14 protein-coding genes, 2 tRNA genes and 1 riboswitch are annotated in these 19224 nt (G+C 53.6%); of the genes, 8 read left to right on the top strand and 8 right to left on the bottom strand.

What is annotated here, in order from left to right; translation table 11 throughout:
* The coding region (locus VFO10_RS27595; protein WP_325145242.1) for a hypothetical protein at window positions 1-3312 on the top strand (3312 nt) is incomplete at its 5' end.
* A gap of 54 nt (window positions 3313-3366) precedes the next feature.
* On the opposite strand, the gene VFO10_RS27590 is transcribed toward VFO10_RS27595, so the two are convergent.
* Window positions 3367-4056 (bottom strand): hypothetical protein, encoded by a 690-nt coding sequence (locus tag VFO10_RS27590; RefSeq protein ID WP_325145241.1) that lies wholly within the window; start codon window positions 4054-4056, stop codon window positions 3367-3369.
* Window positions 4057-4214: 158 nt separating this feature from the next.
* Window positions 4215-4724: a response regulator transcription factor gene (locus VFO10_RS27585; protein ID WP_325145240.1), complete on the bottom strand. Its 510-nt coding sequence runs from the start codon at window positions 4722-4724 to the stop codon at window positions 4215-4217.
* Window positions 4725-4848: 124 nt separating this feature from the next.
* Between VFO10_RS27585 and VFO10_RS27580 the strand changes: the two genes are divergently transcribed.
* Window positions 4849-5358 carry a hypothetical protein gene (locus VFO10_RS27580; protein WP_325145239.1) on the top strand — a complete coding sequence of 170 codons (510 nt, stop codon included), beginning with the start codon at window positions 4849-4851 and terminating at the stop codon, window positions 5356-5358.
* Window positions 5359-5655: 297 nt separating this feature from the next.
* Here VFO10_RS27580 and VFO10_RS27575 read toward each other — a convergent pair whose 3' ends face one another.
* From VFO10_RS27575 to VFO10_RS27555, 5 genes are all read right to left on the bottom strand, one after another.
* Complete coding sequence (locus VFO10_RS27575; RefSeq protein WP_325145238.1) at window positions 5656-6948, bottom strand: ATP-binding protein; 1293 nt, start codon at window positions 6946-6948, stop codon at window positions 5656-5658.
* Window positions 6945-8000, bottom strand: coding sequence for a hypothetical protein (locus VFO10_RS27570; protein ID WP_325145237.1), 1056 nt, complete (start codon window positions 7998-8000; stop codon window positions 6945-6947). Before VFO10_RS27570 ends, VFO10_RS27575 begins: the two co-directional genes overlap by 4 nt.
* A 12-nt stretch (window positions 8001-8012) precedes the next feature.
* Entirely contained in the window at window positions 8013-8210 is a 198-nt protein-coding gene (locus VFO10_RS27565; RefSeq protein WP_325145236.1) for a CbtB domain-containing protein, read from the bottom strand.
* 103 nt (window positions 8211-8313) lie between these two features.
* Window positions 8314-8506, bottom strand: a riboswitch (cobalamin riboswitch).
* Window positions 8507-8898: 392 nt separating this feature from the next.
* Window positions 8899-8975: transfer RNA gene (locus VFO10_RS27560), tRNA-Gly, on the bottom strand.
* Between the two features lie 24 nt (window positions 8976-8999).
* A tRNA-Gly gene (locus tag VFO10_RS27555) sits at window positions 9000-9076 on the bottom strand.
* An 84-nt stretch (window positions 9077-9160) separates the two neighbouring features.
* On the opposite strand from VFO10_RS27555, the gene VFO10_RS27550 reads away from it, so the two are divergent.
* The 5 genes from VFO10_RS27550 (at window position 9161) to VFO10_RS27530 (ending at window position 15608) form a co-directional block, all read left to right on the top strand.
* The gene (locus VFO10_RS27550) at window positions 9161-9751 is read left to right on the top strand and encodes a hypothetical protein (protein ID WP_325145235.1); all 591 of its coding nucleotides are present in this window, start codon (window positions 9161-9163) and stop codon (window positions 9749-9751) included.
* A 72-nt stretch (window positions 9752-9823) separates the two neighbouring features.
* On the top strand, window positions 9824-10450 hold the full coding sequence (locus VFO10_RS27545) for a MotA/TolQ/ExbB proton channel family protein (RefSeq protein WP_325145234.1): 627 nt from the start codon (window positions 9824-9826) through the stop codon (window positions 10448-10450).
* 9 nt (window positions 10451-10459) lie between these two features.
* Complete coding sequence (locus tag VFO10_RS27540) at window positions 10460-10870, top strand: biopolymer transporter ExbD (RefSeq protein ID WP_325145233.1); 411 nt, start codon at window positions 10460-10462, stop codon at window positions 10868-10870.
* A gap of 160 nt (window positions 10871-11030) precedes the next feature.
* Complete coding sequence (locus tag VFO10_RS27535) at window positions 11031-12467, top strand: glutamate-cysteine ligase family protein (protein WP_325145232.1); 1437 nt, start codon at window positions 11031-11033, stop codon at window positions 12465-12467.
* Between the two features lie 66 nt (window positions 12468-12533).
* On the top strand, window positions 12534-15608 hold the full coding sequence (locus tag VFO10_RS27530; RefSeq protein ID WP_325145231.1) for an NAD-glutamate dehydrogenase domain-containing protein: 3075 nt from the start codon (window positions 12534-12536) through the stop codon (window positions 15606-15608).
* 330 nt (window positions 15609-15938) lie between these two features.
* Here VFO10_RS27530 and VFO10_RS27525 read toward each other — a convergent pair whose 3' ends face one another.
* Window positions 15939-16550, bottom strand: a complete 612-nt coding sequence (locus VFO10_RS27525; protein ID WP_325145230.1) for a YtfJ family protein — start codon at window positions 16548-16550, stop codon at window positions 15939-15941.
* Between the two features lie 200 nt (window positions 16551-16750).
* Between VFO10_RS27525 and VFO10_RS27520 the strand changes: the two genes are divergently transcribed.
* Window positions 16751-19222 carry an ATP-binding protein gene (locus tag VFO10_RS27520; protein WP_325145229.1) on the top strand — a complete coding sequence of 824 codons (2472 nt, stop codon included), beginning with the start codon at window positions 16751-16753 and terminating at the stop codon, window positions 19220-19222.
* The last annotated feature ends 2 nt before the right edge of the window (window positions 19223-19224 follow it).

Here is a 19224-nt window from a genome sequence, read left to right as displayed (position 1 = left end):
GATGAAGGTGGACAAGAACTTGGCTCGGAAACCTCGGTCAAAATCCAGGCTCTTTATAAAGAAGATGAGGGATCCCGCTATGAGCTGTTCCTTTCGAGCAAGGCTTGCGTTCGCCTGCCCAAAAACAAAGGCACTCTGCTTGTGACGCTACCCGCGAATCGTAAAGCTCTGGTGCATCGACATGAACAGGGCGGTAGCAGTCAATTGCTCCGAAAGAAGTTGGTTTCTTCTCCTTCCTTTCAAACCGCATTTCCCTGTGGAGAAGATGGATTTTTTTCGAATCAGAATTTAACCCATAAGTGGAACTTCGAATCGAGCGATAACCTTCAGTCCATGAAACTTGAAGTTCTCGCAAGAGATGCCCAGCGACAGACCTCGTTCCCTCTCTTTGTCAAAGGCTTTGGGGAAACTGCGGTGAATCTGCCGCCAACTCTTGACACGAGTAAGCTCAATGAAGGCATTTATCAGCTTGAAGTGAATGCTTACGATCTTCTGGATGGCTTCGGTGAAATCGCGCGCCCGCTCATAAAGAACACTGGATGTCCTCTTACGATCCTGAGAAGTCCTCCCTTGGTCGGTGGGAGCCTCGAACAAAAAGTGTTGCCAGTCTTGGAGCCCGGAAAAGCTCTGCCCTGGACGATCGAACAGCCCAACTCGCAGCTTTACGCCTGTATCGAGGAACGCTCTGGTCTAGGTGATCCGAGCCTTGCGGCTCCCGCTGCCTGCCAGGCTCAGTCCAAATGCAGTAAGGTGGAGTCCTTTAAACCGGTTAGTGCGATAAGCAGCGATAGAGCTGGTTTATTTGATGTCTTTGCATTCGCCAGAGATCGAGCAGGCAATGATAGTCCATTGCGCTGTCAAACTGTGGCGTTTTCAACGTCTGCTCCTGCTTTGACTTTGAAATGGGAGCGGGAGTCCTGGAATCAGGAAGGGGCCTTTATGCGAGACCTGGATGCCTTCATCAAGGCCAAAGTCAGTATCGGCTCTCACGATGTACTTACCGAAGATACGTTAAAGAAAACTTTCGAATGCAAAGTCGAATTTATCCTGCAGGGGAAAGATACACTGTCGGGTAAGGATGTGATTTGCACCCAAGGCCGTTGCCGCGGTCAATCCCTTTCCAAGTTCACTCCTTGTGATCCTGATATTGAATTTACTCTGCAGGAGGCGTGGCAGCAGCCTGCCATCCAGCAATCCATGATGCGCCTTGTGGTTCGTGCTCAGGACGGTGCAGGTCATGTAAGCGAGGTGGCTCGATCCATTTGGATCAATAATCGCAGCTGGAATATTCAGAGGCTTGAATACAAGCAGGATGGAAAGGCTGTCGACGCCAGCCAATTAATTCAGGACCCTTCCGGCCAATTCCTTGCGGCTTTTGCAAATGGAACTGTGCGGAGATGGGATGGCAATGCGTGGGTCGATGTGACCCCTAAGCTGCCTGAAAAGGCTTCGGGCATTATGCTTTTTATATCACCAGAACGGGTTCTCTATGCTCAATTCACAAGATGGGGAGATGAAGAGAAAAATTTCACAGTCCAGGCTCGATGGGATGGAATAGGCTGGGAATTTATTCCGGCGCCAGATCCATCGTTGCCCAATCCATGTTCATTTGTGAATATTGCAAAATCCGGTTTCTACTGTGCGAATTCCAATTATATTTATCACTTTGATGGCAAGAAATGGGGAGCAGGGATTCCCAAGCCGGAACTTCTTCTGCAAGGGCAGTCATGTTATTTTCCAGTAGTGATCGACTTCCAAAATCGTTTCTGGCAGTTATGTGACAATCGGCTCTTTGTTTGGAGTAATGGTCCTCGCTGGCAGCCAGCGGTTAGTTTCATGCAAGATCGGCAACTGTCATTAGGCTCGATTTTCGCTGACAGTGCGGACAGGGTTTGGGTTTATGCATGGTCCTTGCAGGAAAAAGTTTTTGGCTATTTCACTGACGTGAATTCCTTTGAACCGATAACTCTACCTAAGGGAAAAAGCGGCCAAACGATCCCATGCACGCCTACTTTAGCGCATGATGGAAGGATTGTTTGCGAACGATACTTTTTGAATCCAATGTCTCTTGATTGGCAGCTTCTGCCTGAATTTGAGCATTTTGACTATAAAATATTCGCACGTTTGAACCCTGGTTATGGAGGGACAGAAGCGTTCGCACCTATCAAGAGCTCGGGAAGCCCGATCCATGTGTGGGCTGCTCCAGCAGACGGGTTCTATATTGCCACTGGGTCCCATGTGAAACATTGGCCATCAACCTTAACTCAGGCTTTTCTGAACAACTTAAGTAGCATTTATAGGGATAAGGATGGCGCCCTCTGGCTGAATGCATCTTTTGGACGAAATGGCCCGTCCACAATTCATCGTATTAAGGCTCAACCTGTCGTGACTTACGATCAAAACATTCTGGGTCTATCCCATGGCATGTTGCCTTTGCCTTGGGAGGATGCTGAAGGGGACTTGAAGATGGCATTTTTCGACCATGGTATTTACAAGTTTAAAGACGGAACTTGGCAGCAGGAGAGTCATGGTCTTCCAACAGGAGCGGAACATTACATTAACTTCGAATCAAGCGATGGTACGATTTATTCTGCAAATTTGACTGATCTTTGGTTTCGCCCCAAAAATGCGTCGACATTTACCCTGCTCAACGCGAAACCTTTGGAAGACCAAATATCCTTCGACTCCTTCGAGGAATCAGAAGACGGCGCCGTCTGGTTTCATGTCTCTGGCTATACCAAGCAAGTGCACAGGGTTATAAATGGGAAAATACAAAGCCAGGACCTTCCTGCTGAGGAAACCGATTACGTTTCCGGTATTTTGAAATACCGGGGCCGTATTGTTTTTAAAACAAAATCTTCTTTCTATTGGGCTGACTCCGCAGCTGATGGCAGAATAGTTTTGAGCCGATTTAATCCCGAAGTTATCGGGCTAGTAGACCTTGCTAAGAGTACGATGCACTTTGTTAGAAAAATCAGTTCCAATTTCTATCTCATGACTGCCGTCCAGGAGGACGGCACCTCGATACATTTTTTAGGGAATACACGTGAAGGCAAATGGGAATCTTTCAACGCCCCGCATTCTGATTTCTATCTTTCAGGGAATGACTCCGGAATCATGTTCGCCTGGGTTGGAGATGGCCGCATCCTCAAAAGGACATCCAGTGGTGATTGGATAGCAGCCCTCACACCTGATCAAATTCGATCCTATAGTTCGCAAAACTCTTATTATTGTTGGATCAAGGTTGATCGTTTAGGAAGACTTTGGATTCACACAGGTGGTCCTTGGCTCATCGCGCGCCTCGATGAGTAGAAAGACTTCGAGGGGCGCCACGCCTTCGTCGAAGTCTCTATCAGCAAGCTGGCGTCAACCCCCAGCCGTATCAAAATTCCGAGTCGCATTCCGATCGAAATTCTTATGACAGCTGAAACAGTTCCCAAAGTCCCGGAGGATGATGGCCGGATCGTTGGGATGCTCGCCCCGTCCATCGTTGAAATGGCAAGGCAGACAGAAATCGGCCTTGGGCGTGCTGTGCGAGAAGGTGAAGGTCATCGCACCTTCCGCTGGTGTTGCATGGCAGGTCGCGCAGTCTTTGCCAACGTAATGGCCGCTACCGGGCGCTGCTTTGTTATTAGGATCGAAGCCAACAGGGGGACCCTGGTTGGGATACGCACGCAGGCCTGCGGTGGCAGGACGCGCATGACAGGTTTCGCAGGTCTGGGGCTTCGGCATATGCGTAAAGAGTTTTCGTTCGGTGAAGCTCGGAAAGCTATGACAGGTCGCGCAGTCTTCCTTCCCATAATGCATGGGCGCCGGACGGTTTTTTTCGTGGCAGCCCACGCAGGATTTTTGATCGGCATGAAGGGCGGCGAGGCCGGTAACGGCCTGGGTATCCTCTTTCGATTCGGAATTTTGAGCAGGCTCGACTTCAGTCGGGACGGACGAGGCGGCATCGTCGGATTTGATCTCGATTCGTTTGGGTGCCTTCAGGCAGGACGTGATCAAAATCATGCCGCAGATGACTAAGGTCCAGGTAAAACCCATGCGAGCCTTCATGTGGATCCCTCCATTGGAAACCTTATCGGCTGTGTGCATGGACTTCTTTATACCGCCTTTAGCGATTTACGAATTTTTCTTTGATCTTTTGAATTTTATTAAGAAAAAAGTGAGAAAAATCTGGATGTCGGTGTGCAGAATTTCAACCCGGATCAGCCCTAAAAAAGGTCTTCCAGGAAAAAAGCCGCGATCTGGGACCGCGAGGTCAAACCACTCTTCCTATAAATCGCCGTCGTATGCTGCTTGATCGTTTTCTCGGAACTCGCGCGCACCTCGGCGATTTCCTTGTTCGAAAGTCCCTTCAGAATCAGCCGGGCGATCTCCTCTTCCGCCTCGGTGAATTTCCAGGTGGCGAACTGCCTGGTCAGGGCATCCTCCAAATTAGGCTTGAGACGCGCCACCTGCTCGCGCCATCGCGCGGCCTCGACTTCCAGTTCCTGAAGACGCTGCTGAGAAACCTCAATCCTATCCTGCATCGCCCGGAAACTTCGAATCCCGATCCAGCTCAGCGCCATCAGAGCCAGACCCACGACGCCTATTTCAAGCCCGACATGAATGAGACTTCCACCGGCCCCAAGATCATTGATGACATCAATGAGAATTACTATCGCAATCACAACGAAGATGGCCGCGATGAAGAGAGAATCTTTTCCAACTTTTTCTGTCATAGGGCCATAGCCTCAGTGTGTCGCATAACTCGTGAATATAACTGCCAAGATAAGTGTAAGCCTTTGGTCCTAGATACGAAACAAAAAATAGGGACGATGATGAAACTCAAAGGAGGACATCATTATGTTCAACGGAGCCCAATTACATCTGATCGTCAATCATCTTCCCATCATCGGTTTTGTCCTATTCGTACCTATCATACTTATGGCCAGCTTCACGCGAAGGTCCGACTATAAACGCCTCGCCCTCCTGGCTGCTATGTTTTTAGGTTTGCTCGCGCTCCCAGCTTTTTGGACCGGCGAGCCGGCCGAAGATACTCTGGAACGACAGGCAGGAATTTCTGAGAATCTGATCGAGCAGCATGAAGAGTCGGCGGAGCTGGCTTTGGTCGCCGCGCTGGCCACGTCAGGTCTGGCGGCTTTGGGCTGGCTCGTGAGCAGAAAAAAAGAAGCCTGGCTGGTACCCGCCACACGAGGGACTGCGATGGCGGTTATTCTGACGACAGGTCTGATGGCCTGGGTGGGACATGAAGGCGGCAAAATCAGGCATCCTGAAATAACAAACACGACGCCGAGCCTTTCCACGCAGGATCAGAATGTCAGCATTCAGAACAAAAATGATGATGACGACTGAGTAATTCCGACAAGCAGTCTCAACAGTAAATTTACGCAGCCTTTAAAAATTGCACATTTTTTTACCCATGAGCCCCTCGCATTCGTAGAAAAAAAAGTTCCAACTGATAAGTTAGGGAGACAAATGCGAAGGGGCTTTCTATGAACGGGGATGACCACCTCCGATCTCTCAAGAAATTTTCAGCTATTTCACTGGTTTTAATGCTGGGCCTTGTTTTTCACACGCTGTGTTGGTCGAGTCTTTTCAAGCGGAATGCTGTGATCGAACGTCCTGTCGCGGGACTGACTTGTCCCTGTGTTATTGATCAGCGTTTTGAAATGACGCAAGCGTCGACGGCTGGGTCACAGAAAAGTTGTGCGCCCGACGCGCAGGAAGCTCTGGTTTCAACCCACTGAAAGAAGCGTCCCCGATGCGCTGCATGGTTTGCTGCTCTTCAATGGATGCAGCATAAGACTGGGCTTTTCGCACATGCGATGCATGAACCCAGGCCTCGCCTTCCTCGACGGCCAAATCTCCGGCTATGCGCACGAGTCCACCCAATTCCCGCAAACGTGTTGTCAGCTGGCCTTTCGTGGCGGCTCGCCGGCGGGCTTCTGCGACAATTTCCGTCAGGGCCTCGGGCGTGAAGGGAGGAATGCGGCCGTCCTTTCGGACTTCCTGAGCCACGAAGCGTTCCAGATCACGCCGATGTTCAGGCGTGTCGGCCATGGTGCTGGCGGTCAGGACTTCAAAGCCGTAGCCCAGAATACGGGAACGCAAGGCCGGTATGATGTTTTTCAGACAGTCCCCATTGCCTGCTGCGACCAGAACAAAGTTGCAGGGAACCGGCTCACTGCGGATAAGTGTGCCGCTCGATCCGCTTTGACGTCCGGTGATGGGCAAGGCCCTATCCTGAATGGCCGTGAGCAAAAGTTTCTGAGCATCGACCGGCAGGTTTCCGATTTCATCTATATAGAGCACGCCGCCATGCGCCCGATGCACAGCGCCGGGTTCGACCAGCACATGCGGAGGGCTTTCCCCGCCACCGGATTGATAGGGATCATGCCGCACGTCACCAAAGAGCGCACCTTCACGACTGGCCGTGGCATCAATGAAGGGGGCGTGACCAGCCGGACGATCGACCAGGATTTTCGCGCTGCGGAGGGGCGGGTGTGGTGCTGGAATTTTTCTTTGCCGCCAAAGCCAGGCGAGAGCGAAGAGGCCCGCAAGAGCAAAACCATAAGACTGATCACGGACGATGAGCCAACCGCAGACGAGGATGATGCCCAGCGCTGCGAGAGCCAAAAGATAATTGTGGCTGAAGTGCTCGCGCTTTTCCTGGAGCCGCGTTTTATTCCAGGCGCTTTCTATTTCTGAACGCGGCCGACAGATGACGTGCGGACAGGATGGATCGCTGGAATTCGGCATGCTGGCCACGCAGTAGGCGTCGACTGGCGGCAGCAGTTCGGCCATGGAACGGCCAAGGAGACTCTTGCCGGTGCCGGGTTCACCGATCAAAAGAACGAAGCGCCTTTGTTTCGCGGCGAGTCGTACCACGGCAACAGCATGGTCCTGGCCGATGACCTGATCTATGAGCCGCTCATCTTTCACGTGAGCCTGCCCTTCTGCTGAGGAAAGTAACGTCCAAGGAGCAGGCCCAGGACAAGTGCGAGCGCGGTGATGGCCATGAGAAGACCGAAGGATTTGATCACGGAACGCAAAGGAGGTTCGACTCCGGTGACGTCCACATCGCGTTCTATTCTTATAAGGTGGCCTGGGTTCTCTTCCATGAGCGGTTTCGCAGTCAACGACACGCGGTGCGGTGAACCATCGAAGAACTGACCCTCCCAGTGAAGTAGGCCATCAGGAGCGGAGACATCGCTGGAGAAAACAACGTGATCATGTTCCAGCTGCTTCACTTCCATATGAAAAAGAGCCGCCTGCAGCTCGCCCTCGGCATTCTGATAACGGGCGATGATCTCGCTGAGTTCACCGACGCGCGGCTCTGGAGTCACGACATCCATCTCCAGACGATAGCCTTCTTTGCTTTTGACTTCAGCTGGTGGCGGTGCCGCGATTTTTTTATGCTCATGGGAGCCGTGGGCCTTCAAAGTTTGAGAGGGCAAAACGATGAAGAGAAGAAGCGCGGCTGATGCTGCACTGCGACCCAGGACGAATCCGCTCAGTCCGCCGACCGTGACGAGGATGGCGATCAGCATGGCGAGATTGGTCTTTCGCTCCGGGCTTTCCTGAATGGTGGTCTGCCAGCTTTTTTGCGTCGGCGCGAAACTCATATCCCCGGGCAAGGGTTCCACGCTTGCGGTCAGGGTATAAGTTCCACGAATCGGTGGCACGAATTGAAAGGAATGCATGGCGCCGCGCACATGAATGTCCTGATTCAGGAGCGAGGAGCCTTCGACCACAGGAAAATCCGTTGATCCAATCCAGGGTGTGGACGGCGCCTTCAAATGAATTTTAAGACGCGCGCTCGAAACGGGATGGCCATCGCGGGCATGAATCAAAACACGAAACCCGAGAGTATCTGTGCGGGGATGCACCGTACCGGGATCCTGATAGGTTTCGAGCTGCAGAAGGGCGGGTTCCGCGGATTCTGCAAGCATAGGGACGAGAAGAAGCAGAGTGCTGAGCAGGAATGGTAACACGAAGTCCGCCTTTCAATGACAGGGGATCAGCATGAGGCTGTGACGCAGATCATGGAAATAATCATGAACCATCGGAGTTGTGGTGAAGAACATCGTGTAGAGCACGACACCGATGATCGCGAGCGTGATGAACGCTTTTTGAGCGACGTTCATTTTCAGATGACGGGTGATGCGCAGATGACGTCTGGCTTGCGTGTAAATGGTCGGCACGGACTTCCTCCCTGAAGTGGGGAGGTCACGGCAAACCCGGGGTATGGAAGGATAACGGCGCACGCACCGCTGCACTTCAACATTCCCAATGACCCGGGGATTGTCGAACCTCATGGCGCAGGCAGGTCTTCTGGCTTGTGGGTCTCTGGCGTCGTGACCAGGTCCTGATCCCCTTCCCCGATGCGATCGAGTGGTTTTGGATCAGGCGCTCCCAACTTACAGCGGCGGGTCCGCGTCGGATTTTCACCGACTTCCCTTTTGATTCCTGGAGGAAACCTTGCGCATTGCGTGGCTTTTAAAGCACCCGGCCCTGCGGGTGTCAACCCTAAAGAAGTTTAAGGCCTATGCAGAATTTTTATCAGATTTACCAAATTGCTGGAGTTAAGGGGCTGTAGTGACTGGAAATCTGGTAGGCCTAGCAGGTGCAGGATTTCATAGGGAATAGTCGGACTGGGGGCTGTGCCTTCTGCTATGTCTTTTTGGAATGGCGTTTGCAGTAGAGGAGTAAAAGGTAAGCATGTACCCAATCCTTTGCCTGCAGAGTCCGCGGATTTCGATCCGCGGATTTTTTTTTCGGAGGCCCTTGAGCCATGGGATTGGCAAAGGGATTGCGACGACTGCAGCTTTTGCCCGCGTCTGTTTTATGGATTCACGATAGAGTGGAGTATGGAATACTTGAAGAAGATGATGGAGCGGGTGAAGGGACTCGAACCCTCGACCTGCGCGATGGCAACGCGCCGCTCTAGCCAACTGAGCTACACCCGCTTGGGAAACCTCGACTGTGAATTTTGGAGCGGGTGAAGGGACTCGAACCCTCGACCTGCGCGATGGCAACGCGCCGCTCTAGCCAACTGAGCTACACCCGCTTTCACATTCTTTGAGAGATTTTTAAAGTCTCTCGAGGTGAGGTGTTTGTTTACGGAACCTTGCGTTTCTTGTCAAGGAATGTTGTGAGAAATTTTCAGGAAATTTTGCAAACCCTGAAGCCCCTGATCAGCTGGCGCAGTTGGTGGCCAGGGGAAAAATACACCGGGGGCGGCTCGCAAAAGCCCAAGGCTCAAGAATTTCGTGCGCCTGAGAAACGCCATCGCCTGACCCTTGCCCGTCCCGAACGCCGTAGCTTAACAGAGTGGCGTCCGGTCAGCGATAGCCGGCAGGTCCGGGACGCATTCACCCAATTCCGCGATCTTATGTACGCATGCAACCGGCGAACAAAGCATGAGGCCGGTGCCACACCGAAGGCTCTTTGGGAAAGCGGCAAACTGGCTGGTGATCGGGCCTACTTTTTTCTGCAGCCCTGGAACGATCGCGGTTATCTTTTTGAAGAAACCCCGCGCGGCTGGGTGGTCGCGCGTGCGGAAAAAATAGCGGCCCAATCGCAATTCATGCGGGATCGACTGGCCTGGGATCACGTGATCCTGCACGAAGCGACTGATCGACCCGGTCTTCTGCGGGTCAGTTCTGAACAAATGGGCGAGGGGATCGTCAGTCTCCGTCTTTACGAAGACTTTATGTCCCAGGCCTTTCGATCAGAAGCTTGATGACACCATTGATGGACCTATGCCATATCTTGAAGAGAACAGGGTTCTCTCAGCGAAAGGAGTAGCAGTAAGATGCAATTTAACATCGTGGACAAGTTGCTGGCGATCGTTTCCCTAGGCAGCGCGTGGGTGCTGTGGCTCCTCCTGGCTCTCAGCGTGATCTCGCTGGGCGTCATCGTCGAGCGTCTGATTTATTACGCCCGCATCCGTCTCGATTTCGTGAGCTTCTCGCGCGAGGTTACCCGGCGTTTGATCGACAACGACATCGACGGCATCAAAGGCGTGTGCAGCACGAGCCAGTCCATCGAATCGCAAACCATCCTCAAGGGCCTTGAATACAAGGACCGCGGCGTGGAAGCCATGGACCAGAGCATGACCGGCTTTCTCTTCGGCGAGAAACAAAAGCTCGACCACGGCCTTGTGATCCTCGGCACCCTCGGTTCCAACGCCCCCTTTATCGGTCTCTTCGGTACCGTTATCGGGATCATCCAGGCCTTCAGCGATCTGTCGACCAACCCCGCAGGCGGTCCCTCGGTGGTCATGGCCGGTATTTCCGAGGCTCTGATCGCGACCGCCGTCGGCCTGATCGTGGCGATCCCGGCCGTCATCGCGTTCAACGGTTTCCAGCGCGTCGTGCGCCGCAAGTTATCCAACGCCGAAGCGATGAAGGGTCTTGTCATCGCTCACTTCTCAAAATAAGGAAATGCCATGGCTGGCAGCGTAGGAAATGATGAAGAAGGTATTAACGATATCAACGTAACGCCCCTTGTGGACGTGATGCTCGTGCTCCTGATCATCTTCATGGTCACCGCCAACTATATCACGAATCAGTCCATCAACCTTGAGCTGCCCAAGGCCGCGACGGGTCAGGACACCGGCGCGACCAACCTCGGTTTCAGCATCGATAAGGACTCCAAACTTTTTCTGGATGGCAAGCCGATCAGCTATGAAGAGCTGCCTCAGGTGATCGCCGAACGCAAGAAAGCCAAGCCCGACGTGCAGGCGCTGATTTCCGCTGACGTGAAAACGCCCCATGGCGATGTCGTCAAGCTGATCGACGCCGTGCGACGCTATGGGATTTTGAATTTTGCGATCAATGTGGAAGTGGAAGCCCAGTAAGAGCTTTTAACTGAGCGAAAAAGCGCCACGGACCGGGTTCCGGCGGCGCTTTTCTTACAAAAGGCGACCCCGTGGGAGCGGACACTTGTGCAGTTTGGTGCTGCCAGGGTATAACCGGGCCTACGAAGGTGGACAGGTTATACTGAAAAAGAGGTCAAGCATGGCGGATCAGAAGCAGGAAACCTTGAGTGCCGAGGCCTGCTACGAATACGTGTACCACAAAGTCTTTCCGCTACGCCCCGCGGACTACTGCACCAAATATCCAAAGTGGCCAGGGCTGGTCGGTCTTGAAGTTGAGATGCTGCCGCTCTGGACGAAGTCCATGGATGAGAAGAAACCCGCGACGGTGCCTCTCTTCGACCAGGGTGGACTGGTTCCGGCACTGGAAAGCATGAAGGCTCAGCAGTCAGTCTGGCGATATAATTACCAGCCCGATGATCCCACGCATCTTCTGACGATCAGTCTGGACGACTCGGATATGATCAGCTTCGAGCCGGGCGGTCAGCTGGAATTTTCCACGCGACCCTATCCGTGCCTGTCGGAAGCGATTCAAAGGATGCAGAGCATTCAGGGCATTCTGGATACCGCCCTGGCCGAAAAAGGCGTGAGCATCGTTCAGGTCGGCATGAATCCCTGGCTGACTGTGGACGAAATCGGACTGCAGATGACCAAGCCTCGTTATCGCGCGATGGATGCCTTCTTCACCAATCAAAATGAATTCGGTCGGCGCATGATGCGGCAGACCTGTACGATTCAGGTCAACCTGGATTTTGGCGGCAACGATGAGGTGCTCGCCAAGCGTTATCTTCTGTCGAACCTCCTCGCGCCTTTTGCAACGGCGATGTTCGCGAATTCGCCCTTCATGGATGGCAAGGTCAACGGCTATCTGAGCAATCGCGCGCGCACCTGGCAGCATATGGATGATTCGCGGACCGGCTTTCCCTATCTGGAAGGCGTCGTGAAGTCCATGGATCGCAAGGCCTGCGTTCAAACCTATTATGATTTCATCATGAATGGTCGCGTGGTCTTCGCTGAACCCCTCCAGTATCGCGTGATGGATGGCCGCTTCCGTTTCAAGGATTGGGTCGAGCATGGCATCGACGGCGTGAAACCCACGCTGAAGGATCTGCAGACGCATCTTTCGCTGCAGTTCCCCGAAGTCAGGGCCCGCGGTTTCATGGAGCTGCGTTCGCTCGATTGCCAGACCAGGTTCTGGCAGGTGGCGCCGGCGGCATTCTATGTGGCTATGCTTTATAACGATGCGGCGCTGCATGCCGGACTTGATCTGCTCCTGCCTTTGCGCGGCCGACTGATCGAATACTGGCAGCATTCCACCAAGGGGCTGCAAAATCCCGAGATGGCTCAGCTAGCCCAGAAAATCATGCGGATTGCGCGTGATGCCTTTGGCGGTCTGCCGCCCTGTTTCCAAGGGGCTGATACGTCGCGTATATTTGAAGCTTACTTGGAATATTACACCGATCGAATGCGGACACCGGCCGATGATCTGCTCGACATCCACGCCCGCGAAGGGGGACTGTCGGGATCGAGTTTCGTTCGTTTGAATGACCAGTGGCAGAGCTTTCTTGATAGCAAATGAAGGATGACGGCGTTCGAATAAGGGGGCGCCGCCTGAAAATAATGGCGAATATTAGGACCCGTTAACATGAAGACATCCACTACAGAAAAAGTGAAGAAGCGACACGACGGTGAGTTGAGTCTCGATTTCCAGGACAGCGTGGAATCCCCTTCGTATGCGAGGGAGATGTCCGGCGAGCAGCTGGAACATTATATCGAGGACATCGCGGAAACCGTGCGCATTGGTCTGGATCACAGCATTTCGATCCTGACCCCATGGTTTTTCAATGCCATGCCACCGATTTATTATCAGACCACGCCGCGGCAGGAAAAGGTTCGTCACCTTTCGGCGATCATCACGGGCCACGTCTTTGAAACGAAGCAGACGGTGGAACTCTGGGACCGTGATCGTTCCAAGGTGACCTATATCGGGCCAGGCGGCGATCGGAAAATTCTGATCGACATGGCGACCCGCATCAAAGGCAACGACCTGAAGATGGGTGCGGTTTATTTCTCGCGCGATAAGCTTCTCTTCCTTTCGACCTTTATCTGCTCGAAGCACAAGGCGCTGGATCGCGGCAATAAGCATATTGCCGACAAGATCGAATATTCCCGGCAGATGATGCAGGAAGAATACGGCGCGGAAAAGGACGTGAATCGTTACCTCGAAGGGCTCGATAACGATCTGGTGACCTATGCGACCACGGCCCGTCTGTCCTTGACCTATCGCATGGTCAAGCACATGATCGAGCATCAGGGTGCGCACACCATCCTCGATACGATCGATAACTCGACCAGCGCGCGTCTGACCCTGGGTTTCAAAAACATCTCGCCCGCGAACATGCTGGAGCCGGTGCTGAATCTGATTCACCGCTATGACTTCAACGTCGGTCGCGCGTTCCTTGCCAAATTTGAGGAAGGCTACCCGGAGTCCATCACGGTCATGCACCTGATTCTTTCGCATGGCTCGGGTGAGAAGGTCACCTCGGAAATGGTGCCCATGATCCAGCTGACCAAGGCTCTTCGGACCCTGGGCTGGGTGGATTACGATGACTTCAGCAAGTTCAGCGAGAGTCCTTTTGAATTCTCGATCAACGCCACCAACCTGATTCGCTCCTGGGCCAACTGGTGCCATATCTTCCTGAGCAAGCAGAACCCTTACGCCTTCAGTCTTTATAAGATCAACAACACCTTCTTCCAGCACCGTGAATTGCTCACGACGCTGGTGAAGATGTTCCGCACCAAGTTCGATCCGGCGGCGCGCCTCGACTGGGAAAAAGCCTATGCGGCTTTGGAAGAGGAAGCCAACGACAAGATAGACGACATCATCGAGGAAGTCGATCGCAGCATCTTCCGCGAATGCATCAACTTCATCACGAACTGCCAGAAGACCAACTACTTCCTTTCGACCAAAACGGGTCTTGCGTTCCGCATCAATCCGGAAGTCTTGGACAAGAAGTATTACGATCAGATGCCCTTCAGCATTTTCTATGTGATCGGCAAGGAATTCCGCTTCTTCCAGGTTCGCTGGAAGGATATCGCCCGCGGCGGCGTGCGCGTGGTCATGCCGCGTTCGGATGCGGATTACGATATGGCCCTGGCCGGACTCTTTGATGAGGTCTATGGCCTTTCCAACGCCCAGCAGCTGAAGAACAAGGATATTCCCGAAGGCGGATCGAAGGCCGTCCTGGTTCTGAAGCCGGGCGGACACCGCGATCAGGCTGTGAAGGGTTCGATCAACGCCCTCCTTGACCTTCTGGTGGAAGAGGATGAATCGCACGAGACGGCCAAGCATAAGGTGGTCAGTTTCTACAACAAGCCCGATATCATCTATCTCGGGCCGGATGAAAACATCACCAACGAACTCATCGTCTGGATTCCCGAGCAGGCGCGGCGCCGGGGTTACCGCTATGCGGCGGCCTTCATGTCGTCCAAGCCCGGTGAAGGGATCAACCACAAGGAATTCGGCGTGACCTCGGAAGGTCTGAACGTTTATGTCGATAACGTTCTTTCGTACCTCGGGATCGATCCGAAAACCGAAAAATTCACCGTGAAGATCACCGGCGGTCCTGATGGGGACGTGGCGGGGAACGAACTCAAGATCCTGCACCGTGAATACGGGGAAAACGCCCGCGTGGTAGCCGTGTCCGATGGCTACGGCGCTGCGCATGATCCCCAGGGCCTTGACTGGAGCGAGCTGATGCGGCTCTTCCGGGAAGGCAAGTCCATTATGGAATTCAACAAGGACAAATTGAGTCGCGACCCCAATGCTTTTGTGGTGATCGCCAACAATAATGAGAACATCCGTATCCGAAATGAAGTCTATCGGAAGGTCTACGCGGATATCTTCATCCCAGCCGGTGGCCGCCCTTACTCGGTGAACGATAAGAACTGGGTGGACTTCTTCGGCAAGAACGGACAGCCGAGCGTACGCGCGATCGTGGAAGGTGCCAATATCTTCTTCACAAAGGAGGCCCGCCGCGGTCTTCAGGAGAAGGGCATCATCATCGTGAAGGACTCGTCAGCGAACAAGACGGGCGTGATCTGCTCGTCTTACGAGATCATCGCATCCTTGACCCTGAGCGCCCAGGAATTCCTTGATATCAAGCCGGTCTATGTGTCGGAAGTCATCCAGATCCTGCGCAAGAAAGCCGATCAGGAAGCGAAACTCCTCTTCCGCGAACTGTCTCAGGAGGACAATCGTAATCTGGTCGACCTGTCGCTTCTGATTTCGAAAGAGATCAATCACCTGACCGACATTCTGCTCGAAAATCTTTCTGAGCGTACAGAGGATGTCCTGAAGGATCCCTTCTTCCAGGATATCGTCATCCGTCACTGCCCGCCGGTGCTGGTCGAGAAGTATCACGATCGCATTCTGGAAAGGCTGCCCGACGCGCACAAGATCGCCATCATCTCGTCTTCGGTGGCCAGCTATGTCGTGTACAAGGAAGGCCTCGGCTGGATGCGGACCCTGCCGAAGTCCAAGCTCTTTGATGCCTTGATCGTCTATATGCAGAAGGACAAGCTGGCTACTCAGCTCATGGAATCTGTTATGGCGTCTGGTATTCACGAACGTGAGCAGATCAATGCGATCCTTGCACGCAGCGCTGCGCGCAACCTCACGGATCTGGAAATTCAGCAGAAACTGATGCAAAACACCTAACGACTTCGTAATCACACCCAAAAAGACAAAACGCCTTGAGCAAAGGCGTTTGTTCACCGTGAGAAATAAACTCCCTCACGGTGTGGGCGTGACTTGAAATTTAGCTGTGCTACCCGTAAAAAGAGCGAAGACAAAAGCCGTTAGGCTTTATGCACATTAGAATGTAGCATCTTCTCATTCAAAGAAATCTCTCTTGAGAGGTTTCTTTGCTTTTTCAGCTCCTGCACGCCTTGTCCTGGCTCAAGCAGCCGTCTATTCCGTAACTTTGTTTCGATAGAAGAATAAGGAAGGAAAGGCCCACGCTGCAAACGCATGTGGACCTTCGGCATCTTAGAGGGATTTTTTGGTCTTTTGCGCATCGGCAGGGGCCTGGGTGTCGGCCTTGGCGATCGGAGCCTGCTCGGCTTCCTTCACCTTGCTGCGGACGAGGTCGACGAACTTCTCGATCTCGCCCTTATCGAGCTTGCCGGCCTTTTCATAAAGGACGCTGCCGTCACGATCCACGAGCAGAACGTGGTAGCCTTCAGGGGTCAGACTCCAGTTTTGCGCGGCGTAGCGATCCTTGTCGAAGACATAGGTCGTTCTGGGGAATTTTTCCTGCTTGCCGCGCAGAACGCTCATGATGATGGCGTTGGGTTTCCAGGTTGCGGCCATGTTGATGATGGCGACGGAGTGAAAGTAGGCTTCCGGAAATTTTTCCGCCTGCAGACGGTTGACCAGCTCATCATTCAATTCACTATCATCAGGATCCACATACACGACAAAGTTCAGAGTGCCGTTCATGGACTGGCTATTCCACGCGCCGTTGTCCTTGACATTGCCGCCGTGCTCACCCGAGATGGTCAGCGGAGGCAGGGTTTTGCCGGGTTCCAGTTTATAAGCTGCCATCGAAAAAGGAGCCCAAGCCAAAAGACCAAGAAGGCCGAAACGGACGAACTGCATAGGTACCTCGCATGAAAGTAGGGATCGCAACTCTGCATTTTCGATAGCACAGACCCTCCCCACTGGCAAATGAAGAGTCCCAAAGGATTGAGCGAATTCTGCGGCTTCCCTGTGGAATTTTAGCCGGGCATTCTTACGTGCAAAACTATAATGGCGTATATTGGAGAGACTAGGACTTTCGGAAAAGCAAGGGGCTTCTCATGACGCAAAATGCAGGATTCAGTCGGCAACTGGGTCTACTGTCACGATTTTTCCATGTCCATGGTGGAATTTATGTAGATGGTTTTGAACTCTTAAGAGCCCGGATCGTTCTGGGCTTCGTCCTGTTCTATGCCGTGGCCTGGAGCAGCTATGTCGTGGTCTATTTCAGCCTCGGAAACACTATTGCGGCCTTGAGCGTAGCCCTTTTTGGCCTCCCGAGTTCCCTGGGGGGGCTCTGGTATCTGAGAGAGAAGAAAAACCCCCAGCGCGCCGCCCTCTTCGCCAACTTCGGTGGGGCCCTCGTGCTCACGGGGATCGTGGCCAGTACGGGCGCCGCGGCGTCGCCGATCTACGCCTGGTTTTTCTTTGTCACCATCACCGCCTTCCTTCTGAACGGAAAAAAAGCCGGTTATACGATGGCCGCGACGGTCATCAGCGCCAGCATCGGCGTCATCCTCCTCGATGGCCTCGGGGTCCGTCTGCCCACCGGCTTTAAATTTTCAGCCGATTCCGGACTTTTCAAATTCTTCGTCGCCTACACCTATGTCTCGGCGATTTTCTTCCTGGCCGTGGTGTCCCACATTTATGATGCGCTGGTGAATTTGGGTCTGAAGGAGCTGACGGCCGCCCGCGATCATGTGCGCACCCAGTTCAGCATGGTGTCGAACCTTTTGAATAACATGGGTCAGGCGGTCTTTGTCATCGACAGCGAGGGGCGGATCAAACCGCCGGTTTCGCTCTTCAGTGAAACCATATTCGGTCGCCGCATCGAGAACGTATCGGTCTGGGAAACTCTTTTCAAAGACATACCCCGGCACAGCGAAGTGGGATCGAAAATCAACACCTGTCTCGCGATCGCGCATGGCAGTGATGCTCTGCAGTGGTCCGAAATTGAAAACCTCCTGCCCGCGGAAGTTGAATACAACCAGGGAACGACGCGCAAAACGCTGCGCTGCGTCTATCGGCCGATTTTCAACAAGGACGAGGAGATCGAAGGCATCATGGGGGTGATCGAGGACGTCACCGCCCTGACCCGGGCCCAGAAGGAACTGGAAAAAGCCCGCGAAGAGAATCGGAAGAATACCATGGTGCTGGAGCATATCGTGCGCATCGGCATCGATGCCTTCGATGGCTTTTTACGGCATGCAGCCAACCATATCGAGGTTTCCTATGACGCCATGATGTTGGCGGAAAAGGACCGCCGCATCGTGGTCGATACCTGCCTGCGTTCCATCCATACGATCAAGGGGAATGCACGGCAGATAGGGCTGACCGAGCTGGCCAGTGAGATTCACGATATCGAACACGCGATCATGGAATACCTGCGGCACTGCAACGACGACGCGACGAATTCCCTTAAAGTGGTCGGTGGGCTTCTGCCGCATATCAAGCGTCTGGTCCTGGAGCTGAAAAACTACGAGCGGGTCTTCGGCATGGTCTTCAAAGCGACCTCGGCCCTGCATCAGGTCTTTCATACGGTGCTGCAGGAAGGGCTCTATCACTGCCGTGAAGCCGGGCAGCAGGGCCGGGAAAGCCTTTGGCAATTCCACAGCGCCTTCGTCGGCGAATGCCTTCGCTACTTCGATGCCAAAGAGCTGGTTCAGGACTGGGATCAGTTCCGCGCCACGCGCATGGAAGCGCTGACCGTACCCGAGCGTGAAATCTGGCTGAAGAAATTCGATGCGCTGGTCGAGACGGTCAAACGCCACGAAAATCTTCATGTCGCGGACGAAACGCGGGATCTCAATGAAACGCTGCAGATCTCCACCCGCAATGTCGATCGCATCCGCGAGTGCATCCACGCCATCGAAAACGAGACCAACGAGGATATGATGCGGCGGGGCCTGGCTGATCTTCGCATCCTTTTGGAAAGGCTCGATGAGGTCCAGCTGGAAACCCTCGCGAAGAATTTCCAGCCCATGATCGAGGAACTGTCGCAGCGCTTTGGCAAGAAAGTCCGCCTGATCACCGATACCGGCGCCAGCTCGCTGCCGCGCCAGGCCGCGGATATCCTCAATGATGCCCTGATGCACATCGTCCGCAATATGCTCGATCACGGACTGGAAAAGCCTGAGCTGCGTCAGACCCAGGGCAAGGATGCCGTTGGTATGATCCGCGTCGAGGCTCGCGAGAATCATCGGCAGCTTGAAGTGCGCATCAGCGATGATGGGGCCGGCATTGATGTCGAGAAGCTTGTGAAAAAAGCCCGTGAGCGCGGGCTGATCGCGGCCGATGCCACGCTTTCGCACGGGGAAGCCATACAGCTGATCTTCCTGCCGAGCCTGACGACCAAGGAAGTGGAAACGGAGATATCCGGGCGCGGATTCGGAATGGAGGCTGCGCGGGCGGCGATCGTTCAGCTCGGCGGGCACATTCGCGTGGAAAGCACGGCTCACCGCGGTACGACTTTTATCATCAATATGCCGATCGGCCTTGGAACAGCGACCTTTGGCCTGCGCGAAGCCTCGTGACC

Origin of the sequence: Oligoflexus sp. (genome assembly GCF_035712445.1) — a bacterium.
Lineage (GTDB): Bacteria > Bdellovibrionota_B > Oligoflexia > Oligoflexales > Oligoflexaceae > Oligoflexus.
Note: the sequence above shows the minus strand (reverse complement) of the source record. Positions and strands in the feature narration are given on the sequence as shown.